Consider the following 15,154-nt stretch of genomic DNA (forward strand, 5'->3'; position numbering starts at 1 on the left):
ATAATTAAAAGTATTTAAAGACAAAAAAAATGGACACTGTTATCAGTGTCCATTAATTTTCTATGACTCTTTAGTTTTGACTAACTAAATTAAACATCTGGTTAGTTGAACCAGCTGTACATTTATACTGCACAATATCTGCGCCATCGTCAGTAGAAGAATCAACAACATTTAGGCATAGCTCGCTATTGCGATTGATGAGACGCCATTTACCTGATCCGGCAGATTGAATCCGAAACTGTTGATCCCAACCTTCATCATAAGTATCTAACTCTATGGTTGTATTACTTGTTCGATAGCCATTTTGCACTGTCAGCGCTTTGGTCGGTGCATTTAATGGGGAAATACGATGCCAAATTTCATCGACACTAGAGATAGCAAATTTTTGGCAATCATTATCTAACCAGCTCCACTGCTCGACATTGGTACCGTCACTCGTCGCACAATTTGTAATATCGATAGCTTTACTTGATACAACAGGCGTAATGCGATAAGTGCCACTGACAGTCGTATTTGTGACAGTGGATGTTTCAACGTCTCGTAAGTAAAAACGCTGACAGATATTATCTAGATCGGAATACACGCCAATTGCAGTACCATCACCTAACCCACAATCAGTGAGATCGAGCAATTTACTGTTATACGCTGAAACAAATCGATAGCCACCTTCATCTCTTGGCTGTAAATACCATTGAGATTTGGTACTTGAACAACTTGCGAAGCTTGTGCTGCTGCCACTTACACTTAAACAAGTGGATGTGTCACTCTCAGGCATTAATGTCACAGTACCATTCGATTGAGCTGTGATTTGCCAAATTTGAGTGTCATCATCGCTCCATTCGTCTTGCTCTGCAGATGAACCTGTCGATGTTAAAACTCGACCACTCTGAGCACTGACAATTGCTACACTACCGGATGCCGATAATGTCCACTCATCACTACAATCATCATCGGTACAAACATCATAAGATTCGTTGCTTGTTGAGTTCGCTAAGGTGAGTAACCCATCAGAACCTACATCGAATGTCCATTTCTGGCAGTCTTCATTTTCCCATGCAGAAAATTCCTGAGTACTACTACACTGGTAGCCCGTAAGGAAGTTGCCATCATCATCAGCTAAGCGAACAACCCCGTCCGCAATCTGGTCGACAATCACTTCAGTAGAACTGTCCAACGTATAATCACCGTCATCACTCACTGTATAGTGGCTCAAGGTTAACATTGGAGCTTCAGGTTTCACTTGGATCGGGCCATCTTCACCTGAAGGAACAGCAATAGATTCTCCTGTAGCAACGGGTTCACCAAAATTAGGAGTGCCATCTGAGTTCCAAGTATAAGACTGAGCTCTTAGTGAGCGAGTGGTACCACAGCCATAACTTGAACTCGCATTTGCGTGATAAACAATCCAATCTTCAGTGCCATCCGGTGATGTGAAAAAGCCGTTATGTCCAGGCGCATAGACACCGTTGGCCGATTCAAATACGGGATCATCAGATTTCGTCCAGTCATCCGTGGTTAGCGGATCGTCTCCGGTGAGTTCCAATAGTCCCAGTTTATAACTTGAAGTGTCACAGTAACTAGCAGAATAGACAACGTAGACATGACCATCATGTATTAAAGGCTCAGGGCCTTCGTTAACGTTCATGCCCACCTGTTCCCAATCTAATGAAGGAGTGCTTAACAGACTAGGATCGCCGGATGTCGTCCATGGGTCAGACATTTTTACGATATAAAGTTGCTGATAGGCACCACTCCACTGTGAATACATCAAATAGAGCTGGCCTTTAATCGTAATATAACTACCATCGATGTTGTAGCTGTCTTCCAAAGGTGAACCTTTGTATTCATAAGGCCCCATTGGATCATCCCCCTGACTTTCCAGTACAGAAATATGCTGATAATCATAAGTTCCACTCTCGCCAGAAGTATAAAGCATATACCAGCGCCATCCGTCTGGACCATTGAGGCGGTGGAATTCAAATGCCCAAAAATTGCAACAGCGTGAAGAATCGGTTTCCGACCAGACATTCACAGGCGTTGCATCATCTAATCCCGCCAATGTCGGTGATTTTCTCATTTCTAACTGAGAACTCCACGTTGTCGTAGCCGAATAGTAGTTACCGTGATAATACATCAGCCATGGATCTGCGCCATTTTCATAGATGGGATTCGTAAAAGTTGAACTAGCAAAACCACTCCCCATAGCCAACATATAGAAAGCTATCATTGCTAACCATCGGCTCCACCAACTTTGGCATAACCGTTTCTGTTTTTTCATTGGTACTCTCCGTTACACGTTATGTATTAAATATTTAATGGCACTAATTGAGCCATTTATATCAACAAATATATGCATTTTGTTGTTTATATTTAGACTATAAATTAGTCACATTTAAAACGCCTAACAGGCCATTGTGATCTCCACTCAATTTAAAAATAAAACGTGATTTCATTTATTTATTTGAGCAGTAAATCAACTTTTATCGACAGAAAACAAAGGAACTAAGCGAGTAGTGTTATAGGAAGAGAATGATGGAAGGTTTATACCCAAGTAACCTCAAGATGCTGTTTCAGCGAGAATGTATTCGCTCTTAGGCAAGGCACTGATTTGAGGACATAGTCATTCTACGTTGAAAATCAGTAACACCGCCTAGGAGCGAATAAAACTCGCCCTTCGGGAGCTCATCAACAAACCTATTTCTGCGCTCAATCACGTTGAAAGGGAATGACCATTCCTGCCGTGATTGAGCTTGACCTAGGCTCGTTGATGAAGCTCTGAATCCTGCATCTTGAGGTCATTTGGGTATAAATCATTAAAACGAAAAAAGGAGAGCCTAGGCTCTCCTTTACTTTAAACTTTTGCTAGAGCTACTAATTAAAGAGCAGCTTTTGCTTTTTCAACTAAAACTGTAAATGCAGCTTTGTCGAATACAGCGATGTCTGCAAGAATCTTACGATCGATTTCGATAGATGCTTTTTTCAGACCGTTGATGAAACGGCTGTAAGAAAGACCGTTCTGACGAGATGCCGCGTTGATACGTGCAATCCAAAGTTGACGGAATTGACGTTTCTTGTTGCGACGGTCACGGTAAGCGTATTGACCAGCTTTAGTAACAGCTTGGAAAGCTACACGATATACACGTGAACGTGCACCGTAGTAACCTTTAGCTTGTTTCAGAACTTTCTTATGACGTGCACGAGCTTGTACACCACGTTTTACGCGAGGCATTATGCTTCTCCTAAACTAAACGAATTTAAAAACTAAAAAGATTAAGCGTATGGTAGACAACGAATCACACCCGCTACTTCACATTTAGGAAGAAGTGAGTTTGGACGTAGTTGACGCTTGTTCTTAGTAGTACGCTTAGTCAAGATGTGGCTTCTTGTCGCGTGCTTGTATTTAATACCGCCAGCAGTTTTTTTGAAACGCTTAGCAGCGCCTTTGTTGCTTTTCATCTTAGGCATGATGAATAAACTCCGCATTGTTGCAGTTAATAACATGTAATCAGGGCGAATTAAAAATCGACCGCCATAAAACGGTCGATTTCAATTACTTGCAAAAGCCGTTAATTACTTCTTCTTAGGGGCCAACACCATGATCATCTGGCGACCTTCGATTCGAGATGGGAAGGATTCAACTACAGCAAGTTCTGCAGTGTCTTCTTTCAAACGATTCAAAACGTCAACACCGATGTTTTGGTGAGCCATTTCACGGCCACGGAAGCGAATTGTTACTTTCACTTTGTTGCCGTCTTCAAGGAAACGCGTCAGGTTGCGTAGTTTTACCTGATAGTCTCCGATATCAGTCCCAGGACGGAATTTAACTTCCTTAATCTGGATCTGTTTTTGCTTTTTCTTCTGCTCTTTTGTAGCCTTGCTCTTCTCAAAGAGGAACTTGCCATAGTCCATTACACGACAGACTGGTGGCTCGGCGTTAGGGCTGATCTCTACGAGATCCAAACCAGCTTCCTCAGCTGTAGCTATTGCTTCTTGAATCGATACTACACCTACAGATTCGCCGTCAACGCCAGTTAAACGAACTTCACGAACGCCACGAATTTCACCGTTTAAACGATGCTGGTTTTGTTTGGCCGGCATTTGGCCACGTCTTCCGCCTTTAATAGTTTATTCCTCCAGATTAAGCTTACGGCTATCAATCTCAGCTTGGATATGGTCAATGAAATCATCCAACTTAAATTTACCGAGATCTTTACCTTTACGAGTACGCACTGCTACTTCACCGGCTTCCATTTCTTGGTCACCGCATACAAGCATGTACGGAACACGCATCAAAGTGTGTTCGCGAATTTTAAAGCCTATTTTCTCATTTCTCAAGTCTGCTTTTGCACGAATTCCACATTTTTGCAGTTTTTTCGCTACTTCATGAGCATAATCAGCTTGTTTGTCCGTGATATTCACTACAACAGCTTGTTCTGGCGCCAACCAAGTTGGGAAGAAGCCTGCGTATTCTTCAATAAGAATACCAATAAAGCGTTCAATAGAACCCAGAACAGCACGGTGAATCATAACAGGTACTAAGCGTTCATTGTTTTCACCAACGTAAGTCGCGCCAAGACGACCTGGAAGGTTGAAATCTAATTGAACAGTACCACATTGCCATGCACGGTCTAAACAGTCGTACAGTGTGAATTCAATTTTAGGGCCATAGAATGCACCTTCACCATCTTGAATCTCGTATGGAATATCCATCGATTCAAGAGCGACTTTAAGGTCTGCTTCTGATTTGTCCCAAATCTCATCGCTACCAACACGTTTTTCAGGACGAGTCGATAATTTAACCGCGATGTTGTTAAATCCAAATGTTTGATATGTATCGTATACCATTTTGATACAAGATGACACTTCTTCTTGAATTTGATCTTCAGTACAGAAGACGTGTGCGTCATCTTGTGTAAAGCCACGTACACGCATAATACCATGCAAAGAACCTGATGGTTCATTACGGTGACATGAGCCGAACTCCGCCATGCGTAATGGTAAATCACGGTAAGATTTTAAACCTTGGTTAAAAATCTGCACGTGACCCGGACAGTTCATTGGTTTGATTGCGTATTCGCGGTTTTCAGAGGATGTTGTAAACATCGCATCTGCATATTTGTCCCAGTGACCAGAGCGTTCCCAAAGTACACGGTCCATCATCATTGGACCTTTTACTTCTTCATAGTTGTACTCTGTTAATTTAGTACGAACAAATTGCTCTAGATTGCGGAAGATTGACCAACCATTGTGGTGCCAGAACACCATGCCAGGGGCTTCTTGCTGCATGTGGAACAAATCTAATTGTTTACCGATCTTACGATGGTCACGTTTCGCTGCTTCTTCCAAGCGAGTAAGGTGCGCTTTAAGCGCTTTCTTATCGTGAAACGCTGTCCCGTAGATACGTTGTAGCATTTTATTGTCACTGTTACCGCGCCAGTATGCACCAGCAATGTTCAACAGTTTAAAGTTCTGACAAAAGCCCATGTGCGGTACGTGTGGACCACGACACATGTCAACGTATTCTAAATGATGGTAAAGACCTGGGTGATCATCGCGAGCTACATTTTCATCAAGGATTTCCATTTTGTATGGTTCACCACGAGATTCAAATGTATCACGAGCTTCCTGCCAGCTTACGGTTTTCTTAACAACTTCGTATTTAGTCTTTGCTAGCTCTTTCATGCGAGCTTCGATTTTATCGAGATCATCTTGAGATAGAGAATGCTCTAAATCGATGTCGTAGTAAAAACCGTTGTCAATCGTTGGACCGATTGCCATTTTCGCTTCAGGGTAAAGCTGCTTTAATGCATGACCTAGCAGGTGAGCACAAGAGTGGCGAACGATTTCAAGACCGTCTACGTCGTCTTTCGTGGTGATGATTTCTAGACTTGCATCGTTTTCGATAAGATCACAAGCATCAACACGTTTACCATCTACACGACCAGCGATGGTTGCTTTTGCAAGACCTGGACCGATAGATTGTGCGACTTCAAGAGTAGATACTGGGTTGTCAAATTGACGCTGACTGCCGTCAGGAAGTGTAATAATAGGCATGTTTAATCCTTACAGTGGTGTTGCACACCAAGCAACACTTGTCAGTGAATGTAGTGCTTTAGAATAAATAGTAAAGCACGCGTAACATTGATTTGTATACTCGTTTAGGCACAAATACGGATGCACCTGCCTGAGCATGTCATCGCATTCTAAATGAATAGTTGGAAATGACAACCGCTTTTATTCCATCTATCTCAAATGACATCGATTGCAGGCAATTTATTATATTTTTCAACCTATTTATGAGGGTGATAGCAATGACAAGTAGGCTTGTTTAAGCACGTAAATCTGGTTACGATCCTTTCACCATTATTGCCATGATTTAATACAACCTTATGTGCTCCTAAAGGTTTTATATCAATAACGCGCTGATTAGCCGTTTCATGAGAGTTTACTAATGACATCATCACCTTCGCCACAAACTGGCGATTTACTGCGTCACTACCCGGCTTTTTTTCATTTTTGGTTTACCCGATTAGCCAGTGGCTTTGCTTTTCAAATGGTCTCTGTCGCGGTGGGCTGGCAAATTTACGACTTAACAGACTCTGCGCTCAATTTGGGGTTAATAGGCTTAATCCAATTTATTCCAGCGGTATTGCTGGCATTACCTGCTGGGCATATTGCTGATCAATTTCACCGTCGTAAGGTAGTGGTTGTCTGCCAAATTTTTGAATGGTTAGCCCTTGTCGGGCTCGCAGTCATGGGATTTGCTCACCTGCTGAATGAAGCCGCTATTTTATGCTTTATCGGCATCATCAGCGTATTTCGGACGTTTGAAAACCCATCGGCACGAGCCATCGTACCAGCACTGGTCCCTGAACGAATTTTACCGCGCGCACTGGCTATCAATGGCTCAGGAGGCCAAGCAGCGAGTATTATCGGCCCTGCTTTAGGCGGTTTTTTGTACATATTAGGTCCAAGTTATGTATACGCAATTGTGGCGTTAATGACACTCACTTCGGTCATTTTGATGGCGAGATTACACTATCAATATCAGCCACCTAAGCGCGTTCCAATGGACCTAAAGCGACTATTTTCAGGTGTGGTTTTTATTCGCCAACAGAAAACCTTACTTGGCGTATTGTCTCTAGATTTGTTTGCCGTATTACTGGGAGGTGCAACCGCACTTCTTCCTATCTTTGCCAAAGACATTCTTCATACGGGCGCATGGGGGTTAGGTTTATTACGAGCGGCACCTGCTGTCGGGGCGCTGCTCATGTCATTTTTCCTCGCTAAATACACCATGCAACGCAAAGTCGGCTTAGTGATGTTTGGCTCTGTTGCTGGGTTTGGCGTCGCAACGATTATTTTTGCACTTTCCAGCAACCTATGGCTATCACTTGGCGCGTTATTCGCGCTAGGAGCTTTAGACATGATCAGCATGGTGATTCGCAGTACCCTCGTTCAGTTAGAAACCCCTGACGAAATGAGAGGTCGCGTCGGTGCTGTCAATTCGATTTTTATCAATACATCGAATCAGCTCGGAGAATTCGAATCTGGCATCGTAGCGGCTGCATTTGGTGCAGTGAATGCGGCATTAATCGGTGGGATTGGCACATTAGTTGTTGTTGGGTTGTGGATGATGTGGTTCCCCACACTGCGTAAACGAGAGAAACTCGTTAATTCAGATTCTTAACTGACCTGCGGCAGTCACAGCGTAGCCTGGTCTCCCTTTCTAAGTCACAACGCAGAAAGAGAGACCAACTCCTGGGTATATTCTTGCACAGGATAAGTGAACAACTGCTGCGTTTCCCCTTCCTCAATCACCCTACCATGACGCATGACCAGCGTATAATGACAGAGCGAGCGCACAACACTTAAATCATGGCTAATAAACAAGTAAGTTAAGCCATATTTACTCTGTAATGATTTGAGTAACTCTAATACTTGGGATTGAACCGTTCGATCCAAGGATGATGTCGGTTCATCGAGTAAGATAAATTCAGGTTTGAGTACCAACGCGCGAGCAATCGCAATTCTTTGTCGCTGACCACCAGAAAACTCATTCGGATAACGGTGACGAGAGCTAGGATCTAACCCCACTTCTCGCATAACGTCACACACTGCGTGTTCAATCTCAGTAGAATCAAAATTTGTGTGAACCGTTAATCCTTCGCCAATCACTTGTGCAACCGACATCCTTGGATTTAGCGCTGAAAACGGGTCTTGGAACACCACTTGCATTTTACTGCGATAGGGCAACATTTGCTTGCGATTTAATCCCTGTAATTCATTGGCTTGATATTGAATTGAGCCTTGAGAGTGCACCAATTGCAGCACCGCCATACCCGTTGTAGATTTACCTGAACCGCTTTCTCCAACAAGACCTATGGTGTGTCCTTGCTGCAATGAAAAAGCCATATCAGTCACCGCCTTAACATGGTCAACTGTTCTTTTAAACAAACCACCTTTAATCGGAAACCAAACCCGCAGTTTGTCGGTTTTAACCAGCACCGGAGTTTGCGCATTCACTGCAACGGGGAATCCACTGGGATCAGAATTAATCAACATTTGTGTATAAGCGTGGCTCGGCTGGGCAAAGATAGTCCGACAGTCATTCACCTCGATTAAATGCCCATGCTGCATTACAGCAACACGGTCGGCAATACGCCGCACAATGCTTAAATCATGGGTAATAAATAGCATCGCCATGCCCAGTTCACGTTGAAGAGACTTCAGCAAATCTAAGATTTGCGCTTGAACCGACACGTCTAAAGCCGTTGTTGGTTCATCGGCTATGAGCAGTTCTGGCTCATTAATCAAAGCCATAGCAATCATTACTCGCTGGCGTTCACCACCGGATAGTTCATGAGGATAAGCGTTTATCTTTTGTTCGGGCTGATGAATGCCAACTTTAGTGAGCCACTCTATCGCTAACGATTCGGCTTTAGTTTGGCGTATACCGCGATGCACCGCGACGGTCTCCACCAGCTGCTTACCAATTTTATGTAGTGGGTTAAGCGAAACCATCGGCTCTTGAAAAATCATGCCTATTCGGCCGCCGCGAATCCCTCTTAACTGACGCTCAGAACAGGTCAACGTGTTTAAACCATCAAAATGGATTGCCCCAGTTTGATAATATGCAGCGCCTTTCGGCAGTAATTTTAAGATGGCATTCGCTGTAACGGATTTGCCCGATCCACTCTCTCCGACTAAAGCAAGAGTCTCACCGCGCTTTATCTCTAACGAAACGTTATAGGTGACCGTTTCTATGCTTTTAGAGCGTTTAAACCCAACCGAAAGTTTATCGATAGTTAACAATGTATCGCTCATATCTATCACCTTTGCATGTGTGGGTCAAACGCATCTCTTACTGCTTCGCCGACAAACACCAACAACGTGAGCATCAAAGATAAAACGACGAATGCAGAAATGCCGAGCCAAGGTGCCTGTAAGTTCGCTTTACCTTGCGCCAATAATTCACCAAGCGATGGGGAGCCAACCGGTAAACCGAAGCCTAAAAAGTCCAACGAGGTTAATGTCGTCACTGAGCCAGATAAAATGAATGGCATCATCGTCAAAGATGCAACCATCGCATTGGGTAACATATGACGTAACATGATACGCGTATCACTTACGCCCATCGCTTGCGCCGCCTTTACGTAATCAAAATTACGACCACGTAAAAATTCAGCTCGAACCACCCCCACTAAACTCATCCAACTAAACAGAACCATAATACCCAGTAACCACCAGAAATTGGGTTCGACAAAACTGGATAAAATAATTAATAAAAATAGCGTTGGCATCCCAGACCACACTTCAATAAACCGTTGGCCAAGCAAATCCACCCAGCCTCCGTAATAGCCCTGAGTCGCCCCCACAAAAACACCAATGAATGAGGAGACGATGGTCAACACAAAACCAAACAACACCGAAATACGAAATCCATAAATGATACGCGCCAAAACGTCTCTTCCTTTATCATCGGTTCCAAGCCAATTCGTTTCATCTGGTGCTGATGGTACGTTGCTTACCAAATCATAATTGATTGTGTCGTAACTAAAATGGATGGGAGGCCAAAGCATAAAACCTTGCTCGTTTATCCGCTTTTTCATGTAGGGATCGGTGTAATCTGTTTCTGTCAAAAATTCCCCACCAAACGTCGTTTCTGGATACATTTTAACAATGGGAAAATACCAATGGTGTTCATAAGACACCAACAGAGGCTTGTCATTGGCAATCACATCAGCCAATAAACTGATTCCAAACAGAACCATAAATATCCATAGCGACCAATATCCGCGCCGATTTGCTCTAAAACGTTGCCAGCGAGCGACATTCAGTGGGTTAGGTCGAGTTCGTTTGAATAAGGTCATTAGCGAGCCTCAAAATCAATGCGCGGATCAACCCACATATAGGTAAGATCCGAAATAATACTTAAAATAAGCCCAAGTAACGTCATGATATACAAAGAACTAAACACGACCGGATAGTCACGCTGAATGGTGGCTTCGAAACCTAATAAACCGATCCCATCAAGCGAAAACATCACTTCAATTAACATCGAACCGGTAAAAAAAATGCTGATAAACGCTGAAGGAAACCCGGCAATAATGATCAACATTGCATTACGAAAAACGTGTTTGTAAAGAATCGCCCCTTCATCGAGGCCTTTCGCTCGAGCGGTGACGACATACTGCTTATTAATTTCATCAAGAAACGAGTTTTTTGTCAGCATACTTAGAGTCGCAAAGCCACCCACAACCATCGCCAGAATAGGCAGTGTCATATGCCAAAAATAATCACCAATTTGCTGATACCAAGTTAATTGTGCAAAGTTATCGGAGACCAAACCACGCAGCGGAAACCAGTTAAAGTAGTTACCGCTCGCAAATAAAATGATCAGAATAATTGCAAACAAGAAGCCGGGAATTGCGTAACCAACAATGACTAAAGCACTGGACCACACATCAAAGCGAGAGCCGTGCCGTATCGCTTTAGTGATACCTAGTGGTATTGATACCAAATAGATAATAAGTGTGCTCCATAGGCCAAGAGAAATCGATACAGGTAATCGCTCTTTAATTAAATCGATGACATTACCGCCTCGAAATAAACTGTCACCAAAATGGAATGTGACGTAGTTTTTAAGCATCTCGGTATAGCGCTGCCAAAGCGGCTTATCAAAACCAAATTGTTGCTTAATTTGCTCCACCACTTCAGGATCTAGCCCGCGCGACCCTTTGTAACCAGCATGATGACTATCTTTACTCGGAGCGATATCCTGACCACTCCCCGTAAAACGGTCCATTAAACCGGATTTTTGCCCTTCAAGTTGCGCGATGGCTTGTTCTACTGGCCCACCTGGCGCGACCTGAATAATAAAAAAATTAAGGGTGATAATCGCCCATAACGTTGGAATCACCAGTAATAGTCGCCGAAGTAAATATGCTGCCATAGTTTTCCTTAACGCCTTTTCGCCGGCAAACGCTGCGCTTTTTGCTTACTCACCCACCAAGTATCTAAAGCAAGCGAATATTTAGGCGTAATAGCGGGACGTTCAAACTTATCCCACATTGCTACTCGGTATTGAGCTAAATACCAGTGTGGAATAATGTAAAAATTCCATTGCAGAACGCGATCGAGTGCCCGCCCCAATGCCAATAATTTTTGTGGGTGAGCTTGGTTACGCGCAATTTGTTCCGTCAGATTATCCACCACTGGGTCACTAACACCTGCGGTATTGTATGTTGAATCGATGTAGTGAGAATTCCAAACAAATAACAAATCAGCGCTTGGATAAGGATTCGGTGCGTAACTCGAGACCACCATATCAAAATCACGATCACGTAAACGCTTCATATATTGCGTGCTATCGACCATACGAATATGAATCTTAATCCCTAACTTTTTCAGGTTACGCTGTAGTTGAATGGCTACCTTTTCCAAACTAGGGCTCGATAACATGAGAGAAAATTCAAATGGCTGCCCTGTTTGTGCATTCACCAACCGCCCCTGTTTAACAATCCAACCCGCCTGCTTTAGTAAGGCAAACGCTTTGCGCATTTGCGGCCGAATGTATCCAGAACCATCGGTTACAGGAGGTTGATATTCTTCTGTAAATACCCGTTTGGGCACTTGGTGTTTAAAAGGCTTTAAAATGGCTAATTCAGCCTGAGATGGTAAACCTTTTGCCTCATAATCGGTGCTTTGAAAATAACTGCGTGTTCGAGTGTATTGATCGTAAAACAGGCGATGATTCATCCATTGAAAGTCCATCGCGTAATTGAGCGCTTCACGCACTCGCCTATCATGAAAAATCGTTCGCTGAGTATTGAATACAAAGCCTTGAGTGGGCGCCGGTGAGGTATGAGGGATTTGTTCTTTGACAATGTAGCCCTTATCGAAATTAATCCCCGTGTAGGAATTCGCCCAAACACGAGCCTGACTTTCTTGGCGAAAATCAAAGTCTCCGGTTTTAAAGGCTTCAAGCATCACGGTATCATCGCGATAATAATCATACTGAATCTGTTTAAAATTATTCCTGCCAACGTTAACGGGCAAATCTTTCGCCCAGTAATTATCGTTAAGGCTATAAGTGACACGTTGCCCCATTTTATAGCTGGACACACGATAGGCACCGCTCCCAACCGGAGGGGTTAACAAAGGCTGACTTAAATCTTTATCTCGCCAATAGTGCTCTGGCAAAACTTGTAATGATTCCACTAAAGAGAACAATTTATCCCGTTCAGGTTTATCCATCTCAATACGCACTGTTAACTTGGCGATTGCCCTTACTGATTTAATATCCTTATAGTAAACCCGAAACTGCGGCACTCCCTGCTTCATTAACTTATCAAATGTAAATGCAACATCTTGCGCCGTAATGGGCGTACCATCTTGAAAACGCGCATGGGGGTTAATCTCTACCTCCATCCAGAGGTAATCATCGGAATAGCGTAGCTTCTGCGCAATCAAAGGGTAATAGGAGTCGATTTCATCGTCTGCTTTTTTCAGCAGCGGGTCATAGAGTTCACTGCTATCCGCTGCGGCGACACCCCGTGAAGCAAACGCATTAAAATTATCGAAACTGCCAAGTTCACCAAAAGTAACCTTCCCGTATTTGGGCGCTTTGGGATTCACATAATCAAAATGACTAAAATTTGCTGCATATTTTGCTTCACCAAACCCAACTAGATGGGTTGTTTCAATGACTTTCGCAAGTGAAACCCCACTGAATACCATCATGAATAGGCCAAGTAATAACGACCTTATTGTGCGCATTGGGCTATCCTTAACATCGATAAATTCGCTTAAGCCTTAAGCTTTTATAATACGTGTCCTGCTACTTTATCATAGGTAACTATTTACATATATGGAGGAAGATTTCGTAAATTAATCAATAATTTCGACGTACTACCATTGTTGGGTAAACAAACGCAAATAACAACAATTCGCGTTGTTATAGTTGTAATGAAACGTTACTGTATAGATTCAGCCAACCCAAATACCCACGCTAGTAATGGCGTTGTACTCACACGATTGGTGGGGTACTGTTATCCATTATTTAGTCGGACACACAATAAAAATACACATAAAGTCAGGTGATTATGCAAGCAAAACCTAATAAACGCCCCAAGTACCGCTTAACTGTTACTGCCACTGAAAGCCTTTCAAACAACTACCAACGCGTCACCTTGCAAGGTGACAGCATCGCTCATTTTGGTGCGGAAAGTGCTGGTGATTATATTAAGTTACTGTTTACTCTCGAGGGGAAAACGGATGTTGATACGTTAGCCGAAGATGCGAAACCTGTTATACGCACTTACACTATTCGTCACTTTGATACAGAAACGAACAGTATTGATGTTGATTTAGTTCGTCATACCACCTCCGATCTCAGTTGCGGTTTTGCTGCTCGTTGGGCAACAGAATGTAAAGTGGGTGACACTATGTATATTATGGGCCCGGGTAAAAAACAGGGTATAAACTTAGAGGCCGATTGGTATTTTCTTGCGGCTGATATGACAGCCCTACCCGCGTTAGCCAATACACTAAATAGCTTACCTGAAGACGCTAAAGGTTATGCTGTCATCGACATCATCGATAGTACAGATAAGCAAGATCTTACCGCCCCAGAAGGGATGAATGTGATTTGGAACATTCAACATCCTGAGCACACATTAGTTGATGTGGTGAAATCTCAGCCATGGCTCGACGGGCAATGTGCCGTATGGTGTGCATGTGAATTTGATTCGATGCGTTCATTGCGCCAGTACTTTCGCAATGAACACGAGATTGAGCGAGACTATATCTATATCAGTAGCTATTGGAAAGATGGTGTAACAGAAGATGGCCACAAAGTGATCAAAAGAGACGATCTTAACGCTCAACATTAAGATTGATAGACAAGAAAAGTGTCATTCTCAACATTTTTCTTGTCTTTAAACGATTAAGAGAATGTAGATTGACCTTGTAAAACAACAACATCATGACGCCAATACTCAACATCCGCTCTTACTTTGCTCCCGTGAGTATCGTACAAAACTTTTTCTATCACTAATGCGGGTGTACCTTCGGTTGCATAGAGTGCCACCGCAATATCTCCTTGCAAAGAGCCCACCAAAATCCGGTATTCAATTTTCTGCCAATCAACGCCGAATTCTTGATGCAAGACATCAGTGAGAGAATGCTGAACGTCGATGTTCTCCAGATGAGTTGACACATCAGCAATCAAATAAGAAGTCACGTAGGCAACAGGTCGTTTATCTAGATGTCGGACTCGTTCTATTCGCTGCATATCACTGAATGGAGCCAACCCTAACAAGCGATTAGCCGCTTTATTCGCCATCTGACTTTGATTGGATATCACCATGGTATAGCCAACACGATTTTGTTGAGCGGTAAGCTCTCGAAACGATACGAGTTGATTAGGATCGTACGATAATGGTGGAGCAGCAATAAACCACCCACGACGATCTTCGCGATAGATCGCACCTTCAGACTCCAGCAAAGAAAGGGCCTCACGCAGGGTAACGCGGGTTGTATTAAACGACTCCGCTAATTTACGTTCCGACGGCAATTTTTGCTGAGGCGATAAGGTGCCCGCTTCAATCTGATCCAAAATCGCTTGTTTGATTTTTACGTACTGCACCTT

12 protein-coding genes are annotated in these 15,154 nt (G+C 43.2%); 2 read left to right on the forward strand and 10 right to left on the reverse strand.

The features are described 5' to 3' along the window. Positions 1–70 precede the first annotated feature (70 nt). The 5 genes from F9817_RS18845 to thrS all read right to left on the reverse strand — a co-directional run bounded on the left by F9817_RS18845 (position 71) and on the right by thrS (position 6,054). The gene (locus tag F9817_RS18845; RefSeq protein ID WP_161157714.1) at positions 71–2,278 is read right to left on the reverse strand and encodes a family 43 glycosylhydrolase; all 2,208 of its coding nucleotides are present in this window, start codon (positions 2,276–2,278) and stop codon (positions 71–73) included. A gap of 597 nt (positions 2,279–2,875) precedes the next feature. Then, positions 2,876–3,229 (reverse strand): 50S ribosomal protein L20, encoded by a 354-nt coding sequence (gene rplT, locus F9817_RS18850; protein WP_073605034.1) that lies wholly within the window; start codon positions 3,227–3,229, stop codon positions 2,876–2,878. 41 nt (positions 3,230–3,270) lie between these two features. Then, entirely contained in the window at positions 3,271–3,465 is a 195-nt protein-coding gene (gene rpmI, locus F9817_RS18855; RefSeq protein ID WP_161157715.1) for a 50S ribosomal protein L35, read from the reverse strand. Between the two features lie 105 nt (positions 3,466–3,570). After that, positions 3,571–4,098: a translation initiation factor IF-3 gene (infC, locus tag F9817_RS18860; protein WP_202436523.1), complete on the reverse strand. Its 528-nt coding sequence runs from the start codon at positions 4,096–4,098 to the stop codon at positions 3,571–3,573. A 27-nt stretch (positions 4,099–4,125) separates the two neighbouring features. Then, a complete protein-coding gene (gene thrS / locus F9817_RS18865) occupies positions 4,126–6,054 on the reverse strand; it encodes a threonine--tRNA ligase (RefSeq protein WP_161157716.1) in 1,929 nt (642 codons plus the stop codon). Positions 6,055–6,451: 397 nt separating this feature from the next. Here thrS and F9817_RS18870 point away from each other — a divergent pair, with 397 nt between their 5' ends. Beyond that, the gene (locus tag F9817_RS18870) at positions 6,452–7,690 is read left to right on the forward strand and encodes an MFS transporter (protein ID WP_161157717.1); all 1,239 of its coding nucleotides are present in this window, start codon (positions 6,452–6,454) and stop codon (positions 7,688–7,690) included. Positions 7,691–7,734: 44 nt separating this feature from the next. Here the strand turns inward: F9817_RS18870 and F9817_RS18875 are convergent, their stop codons facing one another. The 4 genes from F9817_RS18875 to F9817_RS18890 are packed head-to-tail and all read right to left on the reverse strand — an operon-like array spanning position 7,735 to position 13,281. Beyond that, a complete protein-coding gene (locus tag F9817_RS18875) occupies positions 7,735–9,327 on the reverse strand; it encodes an ABC transporter ATP-binding protein (protein ID WP_161157718.1) in 1,593 nt (530 codons plus the stop codon). Positions 9,328–9,332: 5 nt separating this feature from the next. Continuing rightward, positions 9,333–10,373, reverse strand: a complete 1,041-nt coding sequence (locus tag F9817_RS18880) for an ABC transporter permease (protein ID WP_161157719.1) — start codon at positions 10,371–10,373, stop codon at positions 9,333–9,335. Further along, positions 10,373–11,455 (reverse strand): microcin C ABC transporter permease YejB, encoded by a 1,083-nt coding sequence (locus F9817_RS18885; protein ID WP_161157720.1) that lies wholly within the window; start codon positions 11,453–11,455, stop codon positions 10,373–10,375. Before F9817_RS18885 ends, F9817_RS18880 begins: the two co-directional genes overlap by 1 nt. 8 nt (positions 11,456–11,463) lie before the next feature. Further along, positions 11,464–13,281 (reverse strand): extracellular solute-binding protein, encoded by a 1,818-nt coding sequence (locus tag F9817_RS18890; protein ID WP_161157721.1) that lies wholly within the window; start codon positions 13,279–13,281, stop codon positions 11,464–11,466. Positions 13,282–13,607: 326 nt separating this feature from the next. Here F9817_RS18890 and F9817_RS18895 point away from each other — a divergent pair, with 326 nt between their 5' ends. Then, positions 13,608–14,396: a siderophore-interacting protein gene (locus F9817_RS18895; protein ID WP_161157722.1), complete on the forward strand. Its 789-nt coding sequence runs from the start codon at positions 13,608–13,610 to the stop codon at positions 14,394–14,396. 53 nt (positions 14,397–14,449) lie between these two features. Here the strand turns inward: F9817_RS18895 and F9817_RS18900 are convergent, their stop codons facing one another. After that, positions 14,450–15,151 carry a UTRA domain-containing protein gene (locus tag F9817_RS18900; protein ID WP_161157723.1) on the reverse strand — a complete coding sequence of 234 codons (702 nt, stop codon included), beginning with the start codon at positions 15,149–15,151 and terminating at the stop codon, positions 14,450–14,452. Positions 15,152–15,154: the final 3 nt, after the last annotated feature.

This window comes from Vibrio eleionomae, from assembly GCF_009874545.1.
GTDB classification, from domain to species: Bacteria; Pseudomonadota; Gammaproteobacteria; order Enterobacterales; family Vibrionaceae; genus Vibrio; species Vibrio nitrifigilis.